The organism is Glutamicibacter sp. MNS18, assembly GCF_026107515.2.
Taxonomy (GTDB): domain Bacteria; phylum Actinomycetota; class Actinomycetes; order Actinomycetales; family Micrococcaceae; genus Glutamicibacter.
This window is the reverse complement of the sequence record NZ_JAPCHW010000017.1, coordinates 22,100-43,351: the sequence shown is the minus strand read 5'-3', so window position 1 is coordinate 43,351 and position 21,252 is coordinate 22,100. Positions and strand designations below refer to the sequence as shown.

15 protein-coding genes are annotated in these 21,252 nt (G+C 63.7%); 9 read left to right on the top strand and 6 right to left on the bottom strand.

All coding sequences use genetic code 11. The annotated features are described in order from the left end of the window. Positions 1–25 precede the first annotated feature (25 nt). The 5 genes from OK351_RS16405 to OK351_RS16385 form a co-directional block, all read right to left on the bottom strand. Positions 26–1,492, bottom strand: a complete 1,467-nt coding sequence (locus tag OK351_RS16405) for an amidase (RefSeq protein ID WP_265161187.1) — start codon at positions 1,490–1,492, stop codon at positions 26–28. After that, on the bottom strand, positions 1,492–2,769 hold the full coding sequence (locus OK351_RS16400; protein WP_265161185.1) for a M20 family metallo-hydrolase: 1,278 nt from the start codon (positions 2,767–2,769) through the stop codon (positions 1,492–1,494). Before OK351_RS16400 ends, OK351_RS16405 begins: the two co-directional genes overlap by 1 nt. Before the next feature lie 51 nt (positions 2,770–2,820). After that, on the bottom strand, positions 2,821–4,182 hold the full coding sequence (locus OK351_RS16395) for an MFS transporter (RefSeq protein WP_265161182.1): 1,362 nt from the start codon (positions 4,180–4,182) through the stop codon (positions 2,821–2,823). 142 nt (positions 4,183–4,324) lie between these two features. Next, positions 4,325–5,239, bottom strand: a complete 915-nt coding sequence (locus tag OK351_RS16390) for a LysR family transcriptional regulator (RefSeq protein WP_265161180.1) — start codon at positions 5,237–5,239, stop codon at positions 4,325–4,327. Positions 5,240–5,390: 151 nt separating this feature from the next. Beyond that, positions 5,391–8,912: a proline dehydrogenase family protein gene (locus tag OK351_RS16385; RefSeq protein ID WP_371931477.1), complete on the bottom strand. Its 3,522-nt coding sequence runs from the start codon at positions 8,910–8,912 to the stop codon at positions 5,391–5,393. A gap of 261 nt (positions 8,913–9,173) precedes the next feature. Between OK351_RS16385 and OK351_RS16380 the strand changes: the two genes are divergently transcribed. The 4 genes from OK351_RS16380 (at position 9,174) to OK351_RS16365 (ending at position 13,991) form a co-directional block, all read left to right on the top strand. Continuing rightward, positions 9,174–10,136, top strand: coding sequence for a LysR family transcriptional regulator (locus OK351_RS16380; RefSeq protein WP_265161249.1), 963 nt, complete (start codon positions 9,174–9,176; stop codon positions 10,134–10,136). Between the two features lie 145 nt (positions 10,137–10,281). After that, positions 10,282–11,787 carry a sodium/proline symporter PutP gene (gene putP, locus OK351_RS16375; protein WP_265161178.1) on the top strand — a complete coding sequence of 502 codons (1,506 nt, stop codon included), beginning with the start codon at positions 10,282–10,284 and terminating at the stop codon, positions 11,785–11,787. Positions 11,788–11,924: 137 nt separating this feature from the next. Continuing rightward, a complete protein-coding gene (locus OK351_RS16370) occupies positions 11,925–12,365 on the top strand; it encodes a GrpB family protein (protein ID WP_265161176.1) in 441 nt (146 codons plus the stop codon). Between the two features lie 135 nt (positions 12,366–12,500). Continuing rightward, positions 12,501–13,991 (top strand): NAD-dependent epimerase/dehydratase family protein, encoded by a 1,491-nt coding sequence (locus OK351_RS16365; RefSeq protein WP_265161174.1) that lies wholly within the window; start codon positions 12,501–12,503, stop codon positions 13,989–13,991. On the opposite strand, the gene OK351_RS16360 is transcribed toward OK351_RS16365, so the two are convergent. Next, positions 13,974–14,939, bottom strand: a complete 966-nt coding sequence (locus tag OK351_RS16360) for an Lrp/AsnC family transcriptional regulator (protein WP_265161171.1) — start codon at positions 14,937–14,939, stop codon at positions 13,974–13,976. The genes OK351_RS16365 and OK351_RS16360 overlap by 18 nt on opposite strands. 253 nt (positions 14,940–15,192) lie before the next feature. On the opposite strand from OK351_RS16360, the gene OK351_RS16355 reads away from it, so the two are divergent. From OK351_RS16355 to OK351_RS16335, 5 genes are all read left to right on the top strand, one after another. After that, complete coding sequence (locus tag OK351_RS16355) at positions 15,193–15,930, top strand: DUF5058 family protein (protein ID WP_371931481.1); 738 nt, start codon at positions 15,193–15,195, stop codon at positions 15,928–15,930. A 19-nt stretch (positions 15,931–15,949) separates the two neighbouring features. Then, positions 15,950–16,678, top strand: coding sequence for a hypothetical protein (locus tag OK351_RS16350; protein WP_265161167.1), 729 nt, complete (start codon positions 15,950–15,952; stop codon positions 16,676–16,678). 57 nt (positions 16,679–16,735) lie between these two features. Beyond that, on the top strand, positions 16,736–17,941 hold the full coding sequence (locus OK351_RS16345; protein ID WP_265161165.1) for an amidohydrolase: 1,206 nt from the start codon (positions 16,736–16,738) through the stop codon (positions 17,939–17,941). A 336-nt stretch (positions 17,942–18,277) separates the two neighbouring features. Continuing rightward, positions 18,278–19,858 carry a biotin carboxylase gene (locus OK351_RS16340; RefSeq protein WP_265161163.1) on the top strand — a complete coding sequence of 527 codons (1,581 nt, stop codon included), beginning with the start codon at positions 18,278–18,280 and terminating at the stop codon, positions 19,856–19,858. Positions 19,859–19,941: 83 nt separating this feature from the next. Beyond that, positions 19,942–21,144 carry a serine hydrolase domain-containing protein gene (locus OK351_RS16335; RefSeq protein ID WP_265161160.1) on the top strand — a complete coding sequence of 401 codons (1,203 nt, stop codon included), beginning with the start codon at positions 19,942–19,944 and terminating at the stop codon, positions 21,142–21,144. Positions 21,145–21,252 lie beyond the last annotated feature (108 nt).

Here is a 21,252-nt window from a genome sequence, read left to right as displayed (position 1 = left end):
GCCCCATCGCCCGCCGACCGCTCTGCTATCGGGAAGCTGACCGGAGCTGGGGCATATCGGTGGCGCGGGCACTGAAGCCCAGCAGGGTTTCCAGGTGTGCTGCGGCGGAAAACACGGTCGTTTCATCCCGTGGCTGGCCCACGATCTGCATGCCGATCGGAACCCCCGCGTCGCCTACACCCACCGGGATGCTCAACACCGCACGCTGGTTGCAGATATTGAACGGACTGGTCATATGACCCTCCCAGTAGTGTTCCAGGGTTCGATCCCCTACCGTCAGCCCCTGCAGGTACTCCCCGTCGGCCTCAAGCCAATCCACCGCGTTCGTCGGGCACAACAGGATGTCGATGTCCTGCGTGCCCCGGTTCAGTTCGCGATTCATCCGTTCATCCATCTGCAGCGAGTCGATCAAGCTGTGCCGTTGCCCGGCCCGCAGCGCCTCCTGGATGAACTGGTCGGTGTACGCGGCACGTTCGGCCGTCGAATCGCCGATGACCTGCTGCATGGCGGGCGCCAGGATCTGGCCGAAATGCGCCATGAAGGTCTCGCGCACCTGGTCGGTGCTCCACGGTAGTTCCACTTCCTGCACCCGGGCCCCTGCTGCATGCAACCGGCTGACCACCGTTTCCAGGGCACGGGCGACCGGCCCGGTGACCGGAAAGTCACCTAACCGTGTGCTTACCCCGAATCGGATGCCGCGCAACTCCGGCAACTCCCGGGGTAGCGGGGACTGCCCATGATCTCCCCACGAGTTGGCATCCTCGCGATGTGCGCCGCTCATCACCGAGGCCAGTAGCGCGGTGTCGGCAACGGTACGGGCCATCGGGCCATCTCCGCGATACCAGTCCGCGGACAGGTACCCCGCTCCCGGAATACGCCCGTACGGGGCCTTGTATCCCACCGTTGCGGTGAAGGCTGCGGGGATTCGCGTTGACCCGGCAATATCCGAGGCCGTGGCCAAGGTGGTGAATCCAGCGGCTAGAGCCGCCCCGGAGCCGCCCGAGGAGCCGCCCGGGGACTTCTGCCGGTTCCACGGGTTCCGGGTGACACCCCAGATGGGTGAGTGGGTGACCGTGGCGCAGCTGAATTCGGGACTTGTAGTGCGTGTGTGGATGATCGCGCCGGCCGCCAGGAGCCTGTCCACCACCGGGTGGTTCGCCTGGGCCACAACGCCTTTCTGCGCCATTAGCCCCTGGCTGAGGCTTAACCCGGCCAGGCCGTGCTTTTCCTTGGTCGCCACCGTAATCCCCAACAGGGCCGGCAGCTCGGTGCCGTGCGCCCGGGCCCGGGCATAACGGTCGTCGGCGCTCCGTGCCTGCTTCCGGGCGGATTCCTGCAGGACCTCGGTGATCGCACCAATCCCTTCATGGCCCTGGTCATAGTCCTCGATTCGCTGCAGTTGGGCCTCCAGCACCTCGCTCGGGGCCAGTTCCCCATGGACGAAGGCTTCACGTTGCGCAACTGCATCCAGGTAGGCGATGTCCTGTTCCATCAGAGCACCAGGCTTTCCTCGTCACGGGTACCGGACTCGGCGACATCCGCTGTCAGCGCCCCGCACACCATCCGGTAACCGACCTCGCTCAGGGCGCGCAACCCGGTGAGCATGTCACGGTCCGTGCTGAACTCGCGTTCACAGTGGCTGACACCGTCGACCGACGGGATGAACATCATGACGGTGGGGGCGATGCGGTTCATGGCGACCGAATCATGGCCGGCCATAGTGCGGATCCGGCGTACGGAGACCCCCAGATCGGCCCCGACCTTTTCAACCAGTTCCAACCCGGCTTCGGGATAGTACTGGATGTCGCGCACATCAAAGTCGTTAACGAGGATGCGGATTTCATGTTCCTTGGCAATCTCCGCGATTTGCTCCAGCAATACCCGTCGGGCTTCGACCACGGTTTCCCGGTCCACGGCCCGCAAATCGGCCACCAGATGCACCCGTCGGGCCACCACGATCGGGGAATTGGGTTCCAGGGTCATCCGGCCCACCGAGGAGACGATGCTTTCCGGCTCGAATCCTGCCACCACGTCGTGGACCTTGAGGATCACCTTGCTGGCGGCCACCAGCGCATCGTGACGATCGGCCATCGCCGTCGCCCCGGTATGTGACTGCTCACCCAGGACCTCCACATCGAGCTTCTGGGTGTACCACGAGTAGTCCACCGCCCCCAGGTCGATGCCCTCGCGTTCAAGGATGCGGCCCTGTTCGATGTGTATCTCGGCGTATCCGGCCACCTCGGGCCCCGGATCGCTACCCAGATACCCGATGGCGTCCAGCGCCTGGGCCACACTGGTTCCTTCCAGATCCTGCACCTGCAGCATCCGGTCCCGTTCCATCAGGCCGGCGAATACCGAAGAGCCCATGATCGAGGGGGCAAAACGGCCGCCTTCCTCGTTGAACCAGTTCACCACGCCGATGTTGTACCGGGGCTGCACTCCGGTCTCGGTCAATTGGTGCCCGATCCGCTTGGCGGCATGGAGCCCGGCGATCACCCCGTAGGCTCCATCGAATCTTCCTCCCAGCGGCTGCGAATCCAGATGGGAGCCGAGCAGGATATATGGTGCACCGGGTACCAGCTCATTGAGCGCAAACATGTTGCCGATCGAATCGGTGCGCAGCTGCCACCCCTGCTCGCGGGTAAAGCGGGAGAACCAGTCGCGGCTGAGCTTGTCTTCGGCGGTTGCCGCCTGGCGATCCACACCATTGTTCTTGGTTGCGCCAAAGGTCGCGACGTGGTGGAAATCGGTGAGGAAGTCGTTATCCATGAGATGCCTTTCAAGCATTATGAGGGAAATCGGTCAAAGGGAGGCGTTGCCCTAGGGAAACCGGACCCGGTTCTGGGAACCCAGGATCGGGTGGGTCTCGGGGACCGGGGTGAAAACCAGCAGGCAGAAGACCACAGCGGCCGCCACGGCCATATAGACCCCCGGGATCATGGCGACACCGGTCGCGCTGACCAGCATGGTGCCGATGAACGGTGCGGTACCGCCGAACAGGGCGTAGGCAACGTTGTAGCTGATCGCAGAGGAGGTGAAGCGGGTCTTGGTCTGGAAGATTTCCACGAAGAAGGTGTAGCAGCCGCCACCATAGACGCACATCGGAACCACGAAGAGCAGCTGACCGGCGATGGCCAGTGGCAACGACCCACTGGTCACCAGCCAGAAGCACGGCATGCTGAGCAGCGCCAGCAGCGCCGAACCGGCAATCAGCATGGTCTTGCGCCCATAGCGGTCGCTGAGTTTGCCACCCAACGGCAACAGCAGTGCATAACAGGCCATCGCGACCGCATTGGCCAGCAGTGACTGTTCCCGGCTCAGGTTGCCTGACACCTCCACATAGGAGACGAAATACCCGGAAAGGAAATAGAACCCCATGGCGGTCAGCGCCATCACGAAGATCACCTGGACCATGCGCAGCTTGTTCTCGGCCAAGGCCTCTCGCAAGGGACTGTATTCCTTGTGCTCGTTCTTGCGCAGGACCTCCTTGAAGACCTCGGACTCCTCGGTCTTGGCCCGAATCCACAACCCGAAGAAGGCCATCGGCAAGGCCAGCAGGAACGGGATACGCCAGCCATAGGAGGAAAAGTCCTCGCTGCTCATCGTTGAAGAGAGCACCAGGATCAGTGTGCCGCCGAAGACCGATGGCAGAGCGGTGGCGGCCAAGGTGATATTCAACCAGAAACCGCGGCGGTCCAATGGTGCGTGCTCAAAGACGAACGCCGGAGCGCCCACCGATTCGCCTCCCGCGGAGAATCCCTGCGCCAGCCGGCAGAGCACCAGGAGCATCGGGGCGAGGGCGCCGATCTGCGCGTAGGTAGGCAACAGTCCGATGCCGAAGGTGGCGAGGCCGATGGTCATCAGGGTGATGAACAGGACCTTGCGCCGCCCGATCCGGTCACCCAGCGCACCGAAGAACACGCCTCCCAACGGGCGAATCAGGAATGCCACACCGAAGGTGGCGAAGGTCGCCAGCAATCCGGCCATGGTGCTCCCCGACGGGAAGAACAGCTGCGAGAGAGTGACAGCGGATAATCCGTACAGGGTGAAGTCGTAGAACTCAATGAATTGGCCGACACTGCCCCCGGCAAGTACCCGGCGCTGCATGCCGGTGGCTTTCGCCTTGCCCGCTGGTTGTTCCTGCCTGGTCTCTGGTTCGGAGGTGCTCTTGCTGATGGTCACGTGGTTGCCTTCTTTCGATGGCCGCCCTCACGTCTTGGGCGGGAAGCGGCCGATGCCGATGTGCTTCAGAACCAGCATGGCGTGAGCTGCACCACAGCGTCCAACGGAATTCTCCGCTCACAGTGATCGGTTTCTCCGATCATTAGCCATCGAGCCCGCTCAGTGCCCCGGCGGTAAATCGCGCAAAGGCCTGGGCTTTGCGCCCCATGGGCAGGTCACTGGGGTGCACCACGACTATGTCGATGGGTTGGACCGGATCGGCAATCGCGACACGTACCACCGGCAGGCCGGTGTAGGTCATGTCGTTGTCCAAACGCCGGTTCAGGATCGAGTAGCCCAACCCCATGGCCACATAGGACCGCACCGTTTCGTACCCGGAAACCCAGTATCTGGTGTTCGGTGTCAGCCCCAGCGAACTGAACAGGCGCAGAAAGTATTCGCGGGAGTACTCCTGGTCCAGCAGCACAAAGGGTTCGCCCTGCAATTGGGCCAGGTGCAGCGGCTTGCCGGAATCCGCCAGCGGATGATCCTGCGCGAGGATCACGTGGGCGCCGATGCGTTCCACCGGCTGCATCGAGAATTCGGCGCCGACACCGAGGTCGTACATCAGCGCGATTTCGCATTCCCCACGTTGCAGGGAGTCCAGCACTTCCCGTTGTGTCCCTTCGATGAAGGTCAGCGAGATGCCCGGATACGCTTCGGCGAACCCCTGCAGCAGCCGGGGTGCGACAAATGGCGCAATCGGCGCAAAAATCCCTACCCGCAAGCGGCCGGTGAGTCCCTGCGCCTCGCCGCTGACCCTCGAATGCAGCAGTTCGGCGTCTTCCAACAATGACCGGGCACCGGCCAGCAACCTCTTGCCGTCGTCGGTCAACCGCAGCCCACGGCTGGCAAGGCGCCGGAAAAGCACGACGGACAAGTCGTTTTCCAGCTGGCTCACCGCCGCGGACAGCGTGGACTGGGTGACGTTGAGCGACTGGGCCGCGGCCCGCATGTTCTCCAGGCGCGCCACTTCCATGAAGTACCGCAATTGGATCAGGGTAAAGGTTCGCGCCATGTCGCATATCCTATCGGTCCGCCCGCAGCCAGCTCCCCCGGCGTTAAACGCAGACGCACCCGATATGCCCCCTGCAGGGGGCATATCGGGTGCGCAGCCTATGTTCCAGCCCTCCGGCAGCCGGTTGTTCGCAGGACTGCCGGGCAGGAAGCTAGATCAGCTCGTTGCTCAACTGGTTGGGCGTACCGAAACGGTGCGCGGTGATCGACACGGCCTGCTCATGGACGAATGGCAGCAGCTCCACCCGTCCGGCACCGGTGACCGGCGAGGCGTAGATCGCCACATCCGGCTTGCCGTTGGTCGCCTCGGCCACCTCCGCAACCGAACCGCCGATCAGGCGGATCCGGGCCGAGGACTGCGGGCCGCGCTGGGCGGCCAGGCGGGCGGCACGGTTGGCGAATCCTGCGGCATCCTCCTGCACCACTGTCACCGAATGCTCCGCCAACAGGTTGCGTACCCCGCGTGGCAGTTCGGCCGCGCAGGAGAAGACCACCCGGGACCCGGCGGCGACACCGGCGGCGACCACACGCAGTCCCTCGGCGATGCCGTGGCCGCTGGTGGCGGCTTCATAACGGACGGTGACATCCACCGGCAGGTAGCGCAGGATGTTGCGTTCGGAGATCAGGCCCGAACGGTCCTTGGCCTGGTTGAACTCGGTGTTCCACCACAGCTTGTCGCTGCCCAGGGCCGCGGTGAGCCACTGCGCGTCGGTTTCAGAAAGCCCCGCGGTGTTCACCAGCCGCGTGTCGAAAGTGGACAGTGGCGCGGTGTCCCGTACCGGAGCGTCGTTCCAGGCGCCCATGCCGATCAGGTAGTTCGGGCCACCGGCCTTGGTACCTGCACCGATCGCCGACTTCTTCCAGCCGCCGAACGGCTGGCGTTGCACGATCGCCCCGGTGATCCCGCGGTTCACATAGATGTTGCCGGCCTGGATGTTCTGCAGCCAGTAATCCAGCTCGTCGGCATCCAGCGAGTGCAGGCCGCTGGTCAGCCCGTAGTCGATCTCGTTGACGATCGCGACCGCTTGTTCCAGGGTGTCGGCGGTCATCACGCCCAGGATCGGGCCGAAGTATTCGGTCAGGTGATATTCACTGCCGCGCTTGACCCCGTAGCGCACCCCCGGGGAGTACAGCTTGCCCGAGTCATCGAGCTGCTTCGGTTCCAGGGCCCAGCGTTCGCCAGCCCCCAACGTAGTCAACCCGCGGGCCAGCTTCTCGCCCGGTTCCCCGATCAACGGCCCCATCTGGGCCTCGGGGTTCCACGGGTAGCCCACGCGCAGCGACTTCACCGCGTCGATCAGCTGGCTGTTGAAGCGCCGCGACTCGGCCACGGATCCGACCAACACCACCAGCGAGGCGGCCGAGCACTTCTGCCCGGCGTGGCCGAAGGCGGAGGCCACCACATCGCGGGCCGCCAGATCGAGGTCGGCGTGCGGGGTGACGATGATGGCGTTCTTGCCGGAAGTCTCAGCCAGCAATGGCAGGTCCTTGCGGAAGGAGCGGAACAGTTCGGCGGTCTCGTAGCCGCCGGTGAGGATCAGCCGGTCCACGCGCTGGTCGGAGACCAGCTGTCGGCCCAGTTCACGCTCGCCGACAAAGACCAGCTGCAGCACGTCCTTGGGAACCCCGGCATCCCACAAGGCCTGGACCATGACCGCGCCGATGCGGGCGGCCTGCCCGGCGGGCTTGATGATGACGGCCGAGCCGGCGGCCAGGGCCGAGAGGGTGGACCCGGCCGGGATGGCCATCGGGAAGTTCCAGGGCGGGGTGACCGCGGTCAGCTTCGAGGGCACGAAGTCCGCGCCGTCCACCTGGTCCAGGGCGCGGCCCTGTTCGGCGTAGTAGTGAGCGAAGTCGATCGCCTCGGAGACTTCCACATCGCCCTGGTCGATGGTCTTGCCGCATTCGGAGCCCAGCACTTCGAGCATGGTGGCGCGGCGTTCCTCGAAAAGCAACCCGGCGGTGTGCAGGATCGTGGCGCGCTTGGCCGATCCCAGTTCCTGCCAGCCGGCCGCGGCATCCACGCCCATGGCGATGGCCTCATCCAGTTCGGCGGAGGAGGTGATGGTGTGCGAGGAGACCAGGTCCTTGCCCAGGGAGGAGTCCTGCATCTTCGCCAGGATCTCGCGGCCCCAGGCGCGGTTGGCGGCCAGGTCCGGATCGGTGTCCGGGGTGTTGAAGAACGTGGTGGATCCGTCGGCGAACCCGGCAACCGTCGCTTCCAGCCCGGGCACGGATACGTTCCGGTCCTGTACCCGGTGCGGGGCCGGTACCTGGTCGGTCAGCGCTTCGAGGGAGGCCAGGAAACGGTTGGTTTCGCGTTCGAACAGCTCCTGGTTCTTGTCCAGTTCGAAGACCGCGGACATGAAGTTCTCCTGGCTGGCGCCTTCCTCCAGTCGGCGGATCAGGTAGGCGATGGCCACATCGAACTCGTCCGGGTGCACCACCGGGGTGTAGAGCAGCAGCTCGCCCACATCGCGGCGCACCGCCTCGGCCTGGCCGGTGGCCATACCCAGCAGCATTTCGAATTCGATCCCCGATTCCACGCCGCGGGACTTGGCCAGCAGCCAGGACAGCGCGATGTCGAAGAGGTTGTGCCCGGCCACGCCGATGCGCACGTTCCGCACATGGTCCGGACGCAGCGCGTATTCCAGGACGGCCTTGTAGCTGGTGTCCGAATCCTGCTTGGTGTGCCAGGTCGCCAGGGGCCACCCGTGGATATCGGCTTCCATGGTTTCCATCGGCAGGTTCGCGCCCTTGACCACACGCACCTTGATCGGTGCTCCCCCGTCGGCCACGCGGGCGGCGGCGAATTCCTGCAACTGCATCATCGCGCCGAGGGCGTCGGGCAGGTAGGCCTGCAGCACGATGCCGGCCGGCAGGTCCTTGAACTCGTCCAGGGACAGCAGCTTGGTGAAGACCGCGATGGTCAACTCCAGGTCCTTGTACTCCTCCATGTCCAGGTTGATGAACTTCTTCTGTGGCCCCTGGTTGGCCATCGCATAGAGCGGGCGCAGCTTGGAGATGATGTTCTCCACGGCTTCATCGAACGCCCAATGGTTGTGCGGGGCGACGGTCGAGGAGACCTTGATCGAGACGTAGTCCACGTCATCGCGGGCCAGCAGCTTCTGCGTGCCGGCGATGCGCCGGGCCGCTTCACCCTCGCCGAGGATGTACTCGCCGAGCAGGTTCACGTTCAGGTTCACGCCCTCGCGCTTGACCTTGGAGATCGCGCCACCCAGTTTCGAGTCGCTGGCATCGATGATCAGGTGCCCGACCATTTCACGCAGCACCCGGCGAGCGATCGGCACCACGACACCGGGCAGAACCGGGGCCATCACACCGCCCAGGGCCACGGCCTTGCGCATGTACCACGGCAGGAAGCCGGGCACCTTCGGGGCCAGGGTCTTCAGGTTCTGCGCGGCGACCTTCAGGTCCTCGGGCCGGATGACCCCGTCGACGAAGCCGACGGTGAAGTCCAGCCCATGCGGGTCCTTGAGCACACCGGCCAGCCGGGCGGCGGAGGCGTCGGTGGGGTGTTTGGCCGCTTCGGTCAGCCAGCGGCGGACCAGGGCGATGACCTCTTGGGCCAGGTCGGCGGGCTGGACGAGCGGGGTCCCGTCGGCGGCCAAGGCCGGCGGGACGTGGGATGGGGTATGACTCGTGACTGACACGTTGCGCCTTTCCACAATGCTGGATGAGTTCAGGAGCACCAACGCATCTTTCGTTCTGGGTCCAACCGGAGTCTTCAGGTGCCAGAATCCGACGGCTTACTTCGAAAAAGCTGTGTGCACTACCGAGTATGACCCCAATTTCAGTTCAGTAAAAGTGAACAAAAGTGAATTGTTACATTCGCTTTTGCCGATGTATCGTATTCGATACCAATGCGCCGGTTCTGCCTGGCCGTTTTCCGTTCCGAGATAGGGCCCAAGACCATGCTTGAACTGCGACGACTGCGGCTTCTGCGCGAACTGAGTATCCGCGGGACCATCGCCGATGTGGCGTTCGCCCTGAGCTACTCCCCCTCCTCCGTCTCGCAGCAGCTGAGCCTGCTGGAAACCGAGGCCGGGGTCAAGCTTCTGCAACGCAACGGGCGCACCCTGGCCCTGACCCCGCAGGCCCAGGTACTGGTGGCGCACACCGAGGAACTGCTCGACTCCATGGAGCGGGCCGAGGCGGACCTGAAAGCCACCATGCCCACGGTCTCCGGCACCGTGCGGCTGGCCGCTTTCCAGACCGCGATGCTGGCGATCATGCCCGGGGTGCTGCGACGCTTGCGTGGCGAGATGCCCCACCTGCGGGTGGAGATGAGCCAACAGGAACCCGAACGCGCATTGCATGAAACCGGGTTGCGCAACTTCGACCTGGTGGTGGCCGAGCAGTACCCGGGCCATGCCGCGAAGCACTTCGAGAACCTGGACCGCCGGACGCTCACCTACGATGCGATCCGGCTCGCCCTCCCGGCCACCGACCCCACCGACGTCTCCGAATTCGACCGGGTGAACCGGATCGAGGATGCCGCGTTCCTGCCCTGGGTCATGGAGCCGGTGGGAGCGGCCAGCCGCCATTGGGCCGAGCAGGCCTGCCGGCTGGCCGGTTTCGAACCCGATGTGCGCTACGAGACCGCGGATCTGCAGGCCCATGTGCAATTGGTGGAATCGGGCAATGCCGTGGCCCTGCTGCCGGATCTGGTGTGGGCCCAGCGGCGGCGCGGCCTGCGTATCGCGGATCTGCCCGGCGCCCCGGTGCGCACGGTGTTCACGGCCATGCGGCACTCCTCGGAACGCAACCCGGCCATCGCCGCGGTGCGCGAGTGCCTGCATGAGCAGGCCAAGTTGTTGCCTTCGCCACATACCGCCGAACAGAACGCCGCTATCGTGACCTCAGCCACAGACTAGGTCACGAAATGGTAACGGCCTGCTTTTCCATGCGCGACAAATGACGGAAATGGTGCCATAGTGGTGACTCGCACCACCAGCACAGTGCGCCTCATTAGATCATGAGGGATCGACCCCGCACACTCGCGCTACCAACGAGGAAATCATGTCCGACCATACGTTCCAGATGATCGCGATAGCCTTCTATATGTGTGTCATGCTCGGTATCGGCTACTTCGCCTACCGGCGCACGAGCAATATTGACGACTACATGCTCGCCGACCGCGGGCTCAAGCCATGGGTGGCGGCGCTGTCCGCCGGCGCTTCCGACATGTCCGGCTGGCTGCTCATGGGCCTGCCCGGTGCCATCTACATCACCGGTCTGCACGAGGCCTGGATCGCCATCGGCCTGGTCATCGGTGCGTGGCTGAACTGGAAGTTCGTTGCCCCGCGCCTGCGCTCCTACACCGCGATCTCGCAGAATGCGATCACGATCCCGAGCTTCTTCGAGAAACGGCTCAAGGACCGCAAGCACCTGCTGCGCATCGCCTCGGCCCTGATCATCCTGGTGTTCTTCACCTTCTACGTTTCCTCGGGCATGGTGGCCGCCGGCAAGTTCTTCCAGGCTTCCTTCGAATGGCCCTACCTGAATGGCATGCTTTTTGTTGCCGGCATCACCCTGCTCTACACCCTGTTCGGAGGGTTCCTCGGCGCCTCGCTGACCGATGTCGCCCAGGGCCTGCTGATGTTCGCGGCGCTGATCGCCGTGCCAGTGGTCGCAGTCATCCAGATCGGCGATTTCGCCACCCTGGGCAGCAAGATCACCGATGTGAACCCGCAGGCCTTCAACCTGTTCTCCTCCTTCGACGACACCCACTGGGTGCTGGCTGTCGTGGCGATCATCTCGACCGCGGCCTGGGGACTGGGCTACTTCGGCCAGCCGCACATCATCGTGCGTTTCATGGCCCTGCGCAGCCCGGCCGAGGCCACCGTGGCCCGCCGCATCGGCATCAGCTGGATGATCCTGACCGCGGCCGGTGCCATCGGCACCGCCCTGATCGGTGTCGCCTACTTCGCCGACGAACCGCTGAGCACCGCGAACAGCGAAACCGTGTTCCTGCTGCTCTCGCAGATCTTCTTCCACCCGCTGGTTGCCGGTCTGGTGCTGGCAGCGGTGCTGGCGGCCATCATGTCCACCATGTCCTCGCAGATGATCGTGTGCTCCTCTGCCCTGGTTGAGGACCTGTACAACATCATGGGCCGCAAGAGCAGCCCGAAGACCCTGGTGGTCCTGGGCCGCACCGGCGTGCTGGTCATCGCGATCGTGGCGGCAATCCTGGCGCTGAACCCGGAGTCCTCGATCCTCGAGCTGGTCGCCTTCGCCTGGGCCGGATTCGGTGGAGCCTTCGGCCCGATCATCCTGCTCAGCCTGTACTGGCGCAAGCTGACCGCGGTCGGCGCGTTCGCCGGCATGGTGACCGGTGCGGTAACCGTCTTCATCTGGGGCAACGTCAGCGTGCTGAGCGGTGCCATGTACGAGATCGTCCCGGGCTTCCTGCTCAACCTGCTGGTGGCCTGGCTGGTCTCGCGTTCGACCTACACCGAGAACGCCGAAATCACCGACGAGTTCACCAAGATGGAGATCGAGGTCAACGCGCGCAGCGCGGTCTGATCCCGCTCCACCCGGTTCCGTTGCCCGGTCCGGCCCTGTCATGGGCGGGACCGGGCTCGGCCTTTTAACGCCGTTTCCCGGCCCGGGAATGCGACCGGAGACCTCCTTGGAGATACCCGTGGAATCGGTTCATGGACATGTCGGCAGGGAACCCGGAGCGGTCCCGGGTGCGAGCCGAAGTTGCCTACCCGCCCGCACCAGCGCTGCTGGCCTGCCTCGAGTCGGGGGATCTGGGTTTGCGGCGTGGAACCGTTCGCCTCGTCCCTGACTCGCCTCGTTGGGTGCAGGTCTTCACCCGGCTGGCCGAAATCCCGCCTTCCACGGCTCCGCGCCCCGTGGCCATCGAGCACATCGGCTCAACGTCGGTTTCCGGGTTGCCCGCCAAGCCGACCCTGGACATCGCGATCGGGCTGATGCATCCTGCCGACGCTCCTACGGTGCACGATTGGCTGCTCCGCCAGGGATTTCCTACCGCAGTGCGCGAGGCCTGCAGTCGGCTCGAACACCTCCTCGCGGTCCGGAATCCGGATGACTCCCGGGCGTATTCGGTCGGGAAGGGCGCGTTCATCCGCCGTTGATATCGATTGCGCAGCCCGTGATCGGGTCCCGGTCGGAGCGCAATGCCGCCAACGGGCCGGCGGCGCTTCCCGGCGGGCACATTTCTGCTACCGCCCCGGTGCCGCTACTGGGCATCAACCACCCACCGGCCTACGATGGATATACGGCCGTGGACCAGTCAACAGCTGCTCTGCGGTACCGCACTCGATCTGGAAGGACTGATTACCCTGGCAGCGTTGAAGCAGAACCTCACCCACTGGCAGCGCACCGAATCGCATTTCCTGGCCGCCGAACCCGACGCCCTGTTTGCCGTGGTCGGCAACCTGAAGCAGACCGGGACCTGGATGAAGAGCTTCGACGGTTTCATGGTGCACGACGACCAACGCGGGGTGGGTTCCGCGGTGGACCTGTTGCCCCCGGGCCGGGTTTTCGGCACCCTGCACCGCGAAACGGCCCCGTCAGGTTCCATCACGCGGCGCAACCAGCCCCAACGGCTGGTCGAGTTCACCCAACCCCAGCCCGGCGGTTCCATGGCACTGCGCTGGATCGTCGAAGCCGTCGAGGGCGGGGCGAGGCTGCACTTCACCGTGGAACTGAACGGGCCGGGCACCACCGCCTTCAAGCACACCGTGGCCAATCCGCTCTTCGACGACTTCGCCATCGGCTGTGCACGCCTGTACCGGCTCATCCCGCATGTGGCCCGCCACCGGGTGCAACGCCATGTCGTGGTGGCCGGCGGCCGCGGTTTCCTGGGTAGGCGGCTGGTGGCCGACCTGGTCTGCCGCGGCAATTCGGTGGTGGTCCTCACCCGCAGCCAGGAAGCCGATTTCCCGGCCGCCCAATACCACTGGGACGGCAAGCACCAGGGCCCGTGGAAGTCCGCGTTCCTGCGTGAGAACTACCCGGTGAGCCTGGTCAACCTGGCCGGGGAGCTGGTGGACAAGCGCAATACGGATGCCAACATCGATTCGCTGACCGCCTCCCGTGTGGATTCCACCCGCGCGCTGGCCGATGCAGTCGCAACCCTGGGCCTCACCCTGGAGACCTGGGTCCAGTCCAGCACCACGGCCGTCTTCGGCGATGCCGGCGAGCGCAGGATCACCGAATCCAGCCCGCTGCCCACCGGCGAGGACGCCCTGCCGGAAATGACCGGTGTGGCCAGCGCCTGGGAGGAGGCCTTCGCCCAGGCCCCGGTCAAGGCCGAGCACAACTACGTGCTGCGCACCTCCCTGGTGTTCGCCGACCAGGCGCCCCTGCTCAAGAGCCTGATGTTGCTGGTACGCACCGGATTGGGCGGACCGGTGGGCAGCGGCCAGCAGTGGGTGAGCTGGATTTCCCTGCCCGATTGGCTGAATCTGGTGCGCGGCATGCTGGGCGTTGACGGTGTCCGCCCGGCGGACGGGATCGTGCACGCCGCCGCGCCTAACCCGGTGCGCAACGCCCAGATGATGCAACTGCTACGGCAGAAGTATTCGATGCCAGGCCTTGGTTCCCCGGCCGCGCTGGTCCAGTTCGGCGCCACCGTACTGGGATCCAACCCGCGGGTGGCGTTGACCGGCCGGCATGTGACCAGCGAAGTGCTCGATGAGTCCGGTTTCGTCTTTGAGAATCCCACATTCGAGTCGATGCTAGCTGATATCGAATAGCCTGCCACCGCGTTTGCGGGCCCGGACCACCATCGCGGTGCGGATCCGGGTCTGCCCCTCCCCCCACATCGGCGCGGTGATGAACCGGTACAGGTCCATCTGCGTCGGCAAGGTCAAGTCGATGAGCAACTGGTAGTCCCCTGCCAGTGCAGCCGCATAGCGCACCTGCGGGAGTTCGGCGAGCTTGGTGCCCAGTCCGTCGATCAGGTGGGGCGAGGTTTCCACCCACAATTGCGCCTCGACCGGCAGCCCCATCAGCCCCGGTTCAACCAGGGTGCGGATCGTGGCCTGCGCCGTTGACAGGATCGCCTCCAGCCGCCGCGAAGCCGAGGTTTCACTGATGCCCACCTGGCGGGAGATGGACTCGATCGTGGCCCGGCCGTCCCTTTTCAGGATGTCGATAATCTGCACGTCCTGCCCGCCCAGGTCCGGATCCGGGTTCCAGCTGATCCGATCCGTCCCATAGGGGCCAGCCATGGCGCCCTCCTCCGCTACGGTGAGCACTCCGGCACGCCACCCGCGTATGGTTTTGAAGTACTTCAGCACCGGGTATGTGGCGTACTGCGAGATTCCCGGGGTGGCTGGCAACTGCAGGGTCAGGATGTCGGCGGTGTCGCCGTCGTAGTGCACTTCGGTGACCACATCGGCGATGCCGGTGGTCAGGTAGCTGTAGGTAGTGTCTTCGCGTTGGGCCAGCGATTCAACGCTGAGTCGGGCGGCCCCAGGTAGACACGAAAAGGTGCCTACCACCGATCCGAGCTGGTTGCGTATGGCAGCCACCGTGACGTGGCCTGTGGAGAGCAGTTCGTTGCCGTAGCGGGCAACGGTGCGTTCGGGTTCCCCAAGCACCGTAGCGATCTTGCGCCAGGTGGCACGGCCGTCGACTTGCAGCGCCCCCACAATTCTCTGCTGGAGTTCGTTCAACACTGGTTCCCGTTTGCCCGTCATTGCCGTAGTCCTTCCCACAGGTACTCGAAGTTTATAGGAGAATACCTGCATCAGATCCCACGTCTACTGTCGTTTTCCCGGAATATTCGATTCAGTACCTTGATAATTTGGCGGATATCGCCAGAATGTTGTCCATTCTCTCCGTTTCTTGTCATGCTCGCTGATATCGCCGACCATTGAGTGACGAGAGCTACATCACATGGTCTCCGCGCTGATTCCGCGGAGCTCACCCGAAGGAGACCCCATGAACACCATGCCAGTGCTGGCACTCGGAGATCCGATGTCCACCGATATCTGGGCCGTGGCCAACAACCCGGTGCTCTGGATTTGCGCCCTTGGGGTCTTCACCGTGATCTTCGTGCAGACAGTGCTCTACATGCGCGCAGCCAGGGCCGCCGCACCACATGTAGAGATGCCCAAACGGGAACTGACCGAGTCGTTCCGAGCCGGGGCCGTGGCCTCCATCGGCCCGTCTCTGGCCGTAGTGCTGGTCGCCATCGCCCTGCTGGCGTTGTTCGGGACCCCGGCGGTGCTCCTCCGTATCGGGCTGGTCGGATCGGCCCAGGCCGAAACGGCGTCGGCGCAAATCGCGGCCAGCACCATGGGCGCGGACCTCGGCGGCTCGCTGTACACGCAGCAAGTCTTCGCCGTCGCCTTCATCACCATGAGCCTCTCCGGGGGGATGTGGATGCTGACCACGTTGCTGCTCACCCCGGTGCTGAAGAAGGGCGGCAAGTCGCTGGCCAAGAAGAACCCTGCTGTCATGGCACTGATTCCCACGGCTGCGTTGATCGCCGCGTTCTCCTCACTGTCCATTGCCGAACTCCCCAAATCCAATGTGCACGCCATGTTGATCTTCATTTCCGCGGGATTGATGGGACTGTTCCTACTGCTCGCCAAACTGCTCAACGCCAAGTGGTTGCGCGAATGGGCGCTGGGCTTCTCCATCGTCATTTCGCTGACTGCCGCCTACTTCCTGCACACCGCCTAAAAACCCAGGAGCACCCGCTATGGCTTCCACAACCCCGGTCCCCGCATCCAATGCCAACGCCTCGATGGCACGCTTCGAGGCCCAAACTACCCGTTACGGTTCAATCACCATGAGTATCGGGCTGCTGCTGTCATTGGCAGGCCCGGCCTACATCTTCTTCTTTTCCGACCTGCAGATCACCGCCGGCATGGTTTGGCTCTCGCTGGTGGCTGTGGCCGCGACCTTCGGCGTACTATGGTTTGTCGAACCGCTGACCTACTTCCCGATCCTTGGCTCAGCGGCCATGTACCAGGCCTTCATGATCGGGAATATCTCCAACAAGCTGCTACCAGCGGCGATCGTCGCCCAGTCGACCATCGGGGCCAAGGCCGGCACCAAGCGCGGGGATTTAGCCGCCGTGATGGCCATCTGCGGTGCCGCCACCGTCCATCTGACCAGTCTGCTGATTTTTGTGGGCCTGCTGGGCACCTGGTTGGTCACCCGGATTCCCACCGAGGTCATTGAGGTGGCCCGACTATACATCCTGCCCTCGCTGATGGGCGCGGTACTCGTCCAGGCCATCGTGTCAATGAAGCAATTGCGCCCGACCCTGGTGGCCATCGGCCTGGCACTATGCATGCAGTTCCTGATCCTGCCGAATTTCCAGTCGGTGTCGATGTTCTCCACTGCACTGGTGGTCATTTTCTCCATCCTGGTCAGCTGGCTGGTCCGTGATCGCAAGAAGTTCCGTACCAACGGTGGCCAATAGCCCTGCGACGATACCCCGCAACCCACACAAACCGCCCCGACCAAGGAGAATCCCACCATGCTCAGCACGCACTTGACCCCGGAAGACACCGGCCGGATGCACGACATGTACCGTCATCTGCACGCCAACCCGGAATTATCGATGCAGGAAGAGCACACAGCACGCTATATCGAAACGCAACTGGAGCAGCTGGGGATCGAGCATTTCCGCTGCGGCGGCACCGGAGTGGTTGGCGTGGTATGCAACGGCACCGGCCCCGTCGTGGGATTTCGCGCGGACACCGATGGACTGCCGATCAAGGAGGACACAGGCGCCACCTATGCTTCCACGGCCACCGGGATTCTGGACGACGGGACCGTGGTTCCGCTTATGCACGGGTGCGGGCATGACACTCATGTCACCGCAGCCCTTACGGCAGCCAAACTACTGTTGCGACAGCAACAAGCATGGTCGGGAACCGTAGTCTTCATCTTCCAGCCTGGCGAGGAAACCGCCGCCGGGGCCAAGGCGATGGTCAGCGACGGCCTGTGGGACAAGGCACCACGTCCCGAAGTGATTCTGGGACAGCACGTGTTCCCGTTCCCCGCAGGGCAGGTCGCGGTGACCAGCGGCAACGCCATGGCGTTGGCCGATTCACTGAAAGTCACCCTGTACGGCCGGCAAGCCCACGGATCACAGCCACAGGATGCTATTGACCCGATCGTGCTCGGCGCCCACATTATCACCCGATTGCAGACCATCACCTCTCGGGAACTGGCGCCTCTGAGCCCCGCTGTCGTCACCTGCGCAACCTTCCATGGGGGTCTGAAGGAGAACATCATCCCCGACCGTGCGGAATTCACACTGAATATCCGCACTCTGACCCGCGAGGTGCGCGAACAGGTCCTGGCTGCGGTCGAGCGCATCGTTACTGCCGAAGCCCAAGCTTCCAACGCCCCTGCCCCACTGATTGAACACCTCTACGATTTCCCCCGTCTGTACAACGACCCGGAACACACCGATCGGGTGACCGCGGCCCTGCAGGCCGAGCTGGGCGAGGAACAGGTGCACTTCCACGAACCCAAGATGGGCTCGGAGGATGTGGGCTGGCTCGGGGACAGCATCGGGGTGCCGACCGTGTACTGGTTCTTCGGCGGGTTCGACCCGGCCGATACCTCTCCCCCGGTGAACCATTCTCCGCATTTCCTGCCCCTGGAAGAACCAACATTAAGTACCGGCGTACGCGCCGCGCTGGCATCCATAGGGCATTACGTGGCAAGGTAGTCCATAACGAGATGCACATCACATCTATCGCCGTGTCGAGCCCGGGTATCCGGGGTCGGCACGGCGGTCTTGTCCCTATTCCAGGGTGTGGCGTGCGCTCGGTCGTCGACACCGCTGCGGGAGTTAATCTCGCGTTCATAAGGAGGGTCCATGCGCCTTACTTGGCTCATGTCATATAGAGGTGACATAAATTGATTTTCAACATGCGTTGACGCACGCTCTATGTGTAGTGTCTTACGAATCACACTTCATCGAATACAGCACGACCAGGAAATTGTGGGGGACCGGATCATGGGCAAGGATGTTGCCGCACCAGATGTAAGTCGCAACCAGCGAATGCCAAAACCGAGCGATATCGCCCGATGGCGGGCCACCCCTCCCGGAGAAGACGCTCCGACGGCAAATGTGGGGACCGATGCCGCGTACACTCCCCTTGAACTGCCCTCTGAAGACCATGCACGGGTTGTGAACTTCACCCGCCCGCTGAAGAACATGAGCGAGGTCCGCCATTTCTTCCGCACCAATGAGACACCGATCTACTTCGTGGGTGCGACCCCCTTCAACCTGCTGGGGCTCGATCGCTGGGTGCGCAAATTCAGTTTCATCAGCTACTACGACGGCTGGGACGGTGGCCATCCCCGGGTCTTCTCCCCGAGCGAAAAGCCGTATGCCGAGTTCGAGAGCGGCGAGGCCATCAACAACTGGCTGCTGCAGAACCCCGAGGTGCGTGAACACATCGATGCGCGCCGTACCCCCAACGGACCCCGCCCAAAGATCGCCATGGTCTTCTTCGATGAGGAAACCGAGCAGATTTGCGAGGAGCTGGGCTACGACCTGATACTGCCCTCGGCCGACCTGCGCACCCACCTGGATTCCAAGATCGTGACCACCGAACTGGGTAACGCCGCCGGTGCCCCGTCGGTCCCCAACGTCCTGGGGTTCGCCACCAGCTACGACGAACTGCTCGAATTGGCCCGCTCCAACAAGCTGGGCACCGACCTGGTGGTCCAGACCCCCTACGGCGATTCGGGCAAGACCACGTTCTTCATCGCCGATGAAGCCGACTGGCACAAACACGCCAAGGACATGATCGGCGAACAGCTCAAGGTCATGAAACGGATCAACAATGTGCCGGTGGCCGTCGAGGCGGTACTGACCCGCTGCGGCACGGTCGTCGGCCCGTTCCTGACCGAACTGGCCGGATACAAGGAACTCACCCCGTACAAGGGCGGCTGGTGCGGCAACGAGATGCACCCGGATGTACTCAGCGCCTCGCAGCGAACCCGGGCCATCGAGCTGGTACGCCGTGTCGGTGAAGGCCTGGAATCCAAGGGCTACCGCGGCTTCTTCGAGGTCGATGTCCTGGTTGATACCGACACCGACGAGGTCTACCTCGGCGAATTGAACCCACGCATCTCCGGGGCCAGCGCCATCACCAACGTGACCGCCGGCGCCTACGCCGATGTTCCGTTGTTCCTGTTCCACCTGTTGGAGTTCCTGGATGTCGATTTCGATCTGGATGTCGATGAAATCAACGAACGCTGGGAGGCACTGAGCGGCGCGGATATCTGGAGTCACATGATCATCAAGGAAACCGATGATGTTGTGGAGTACCTCACGCACGCCCCACGCACCGGACAGTACGTCCTGGATTCCAGTGGCAAGCTGCAGTTCGTCCGCTCCGCCTTGGACTGGCACCAGCTGCAGCATCACAAGGAGGCCTTCTTCCTGCGCATCTACGGTGCCGAGGATTACCGCTGGAAAGGTGCTGACTTGGGGGTACTGGTCACCAAGGCGAAGTTGCAGTACGAGGGACGCAAGAAGACCCGGCTGAGTATCGATGCCAAGCACTTCATCTCCTCGGTGCGCTCGCTGTACAAGGGAATTCCCGTACCGCCCACGACTACCACGGAGTAATCGGCATATCGTCGTTCTTCACCTGGCGGTGGTATCCTCCGATGGATTGATACTCACCGCCGGGGAAGGACAATGGAAGCTTCATGACAACTGCCAGGCCGAAAGAACCGATTACGGTCGAGAATTGGCAGCACCAGGAGAACCTGCACTGGAGCTTCCAGAACCTGAGCGAGATCCTGCCGACTTCACCGGTCAGCCGCGGCGGGGAACCCACCGCCAAACTCCACATGATGGAAATGGATCTGGGCAGCATCGAGCTGATCCAGAAGGACGAGAACGAGCCCTCGCTGACCGTGCGCAGTGTCATCCAGGCCACCAACACGGACGGCTGGCTGGTCATGCACCGCGGCAAGGTGCTGGTGGAGGAATACTTCGACTCGATGACCTCGGTGACCGACCACCTGCTGATGAGTGTCAGCAAGACCCTGGTGGGCACCGTCGCCGGCATCCTGCACGAGCAGGGCAAGCTTGACCTGCACAAGCCGGTCACCGCCTACGTGCCGGAACTGGCCGCCAGCGGCTATGCCGGGGCCACCACCCGCCACCTGCTGGATATGCGTTCCGGGATCAGGTTCTCCGAGGAGTACATGGACCCGCAGGCCGAGGTGCGTCTGCTGGAACAGGCCATCGGCTGGGCGGAACGTGAACCGGGGAACACCAACCCGGCGAAGGGCATGTACGAGTACCTGTGTACCCTGCAGGCCAAGCGCGAACACGGCGGAGCGTTCGAGTACCGATCCTGCGAAACCGACGTGTTGGGGTGGGTCTGCGAGGCCGCCGGCGGCAAGAGGATGCAGGAATTGCTCTCCGAACTGGTCTGGTCCAGGATCGGCGCGCAACAGGACCTGGTGATGGGCACCGACCAGTTCGATGTGGGGATGTTCGATGGCGGGTTCAACGCCACGCTACGCGACCTGGCCCGCTTCGGTTGGATCTACGTGAACGGCGGTGTGGCGCTGAACGGCAAGAAGATCATCGACGAGGCGTGGATCACCGACACCTTTACCGGGGACCCCGATTCCCGCCAGGCCTTCGAGGATTCCCCGGGGGACAACCGGATGCCCGGGGGCATGTACCGCAACCAGATCTGGTTCCCGTACCCCGGATCCGATGTGGCCCTGGCCCTGGGTATCCACGGCCAGATGATCTACATGAACCCTAATACCAATACCGTGGGCGTCAAGCTCTCCAGTTGGCCCTACCCGCAGGACCCGGGGCGGCTGTTCCCCACCATCCGGGCCTTCGACGCGATTGCGAACCACCTGGCGCACACCCAACCGGCCTGATCCGTGGTTTCAAGCCCCCGGCACACCATGCCGGGGGCTTTGCCGTCCCTGCCGCCGACGGTGATCGCCGGCACCTGGCGGTATTGTGGGTGCAGACCACCGGCAGCG

Excerpts from the sequence above, each read along its gene's own strand:
- OK351_RS16405 (WP_265161187.1), bottom strand. The coding sequence starts at position 1,492 with ATGGAACAGGACATCGCCTACCTGGATGCAGTTGCGCAACGTGAAGCC.
- OK351_RS16400 (WP_265161185.1), bottom strand. The coding sequence starts at position 2,769 with ATGGATAACGACTTCCTCACCGATTTCCACCACGTCGCGACCTTTGGC.
- OK351_RS16390 (WP_265161180.1), bottom strand. The coding sequence starts at position 5,239 with ATGGCGCGAACCTTTACCCTGATCCAATTGCGGTACTTCATGGAAGTG.
- OK351_RS16380 (WP_265161249.1), top strand. The coding sequence starts at position 9,174 with ATGCTTGAACTGCGACGACTGCGGCTTCTGCGCGAACTGAGTATCCGC.
- putP (WP_265161178.1), top strand. The coding sequence starts at position 10,282 with ATGTCCGACCATACGTTCCAGATGATCGCGATAGCCTTCTATATGTGT.
- OK351_RS16370 (WP_265161176.1), top strand. The coding sequence starts at position 11,925 with ATGTCGGCAGGGAACCCGGAGCGGTCCCGGGTGCGAGCCGAAGTTGCC.
- OK351_RS16365 (WP_265161174.1), top strand. The coding sequence starts at position 12,501 with ATGGATATACGGCCGTGGACCAGTCAACAGCTGCTCTGCGGTACCGCA.
- OK351_RS16360 (WP_265161171.1), bottom strand. The coding sequence starts at position 14,939 with ATGACGGGCAAACGGGAACCAGTGTTGAACGAACTCCAGCAGAGAATT.
- OK351_RS16355 (WP_371931481.1), top strand. The coding sequence starts at position 15,193 with ATGCCAGTGCTGGCACTCGGAGATCCGATGTCCACCGATATCTGGGCC.
- OK351_RS16350 (WP_265161167.1), top strand. The coding sequence starts at position 15,950 with ATGGCTTCCACAACCCCGGTCCCCGCATCCAATGCCAACGCCTCGATG.
- OK351_RS16345 (WP_265161165.1), top strand. The coding sequence starts at position 16,736 with ATGCTCAGCACGCACTTGACCCCGGAAGACACCGGCCGGATGCACGAC.
- OK351_RS16340 (WP_265161163.1), top strand. The coding sequence starts at position 18,278 with ATGCCAAAACCGAGCGATATCGCCCGATGGCGGGCCACCCCTCCCGGA.
- OK351_RS16335 (WP_265161160.1), top strand. The coding sequence starts at position 19,942 with ATGACAACTGCCAGGCCGAAAGAACCGATTACGGTCGAGAATTGGCAG.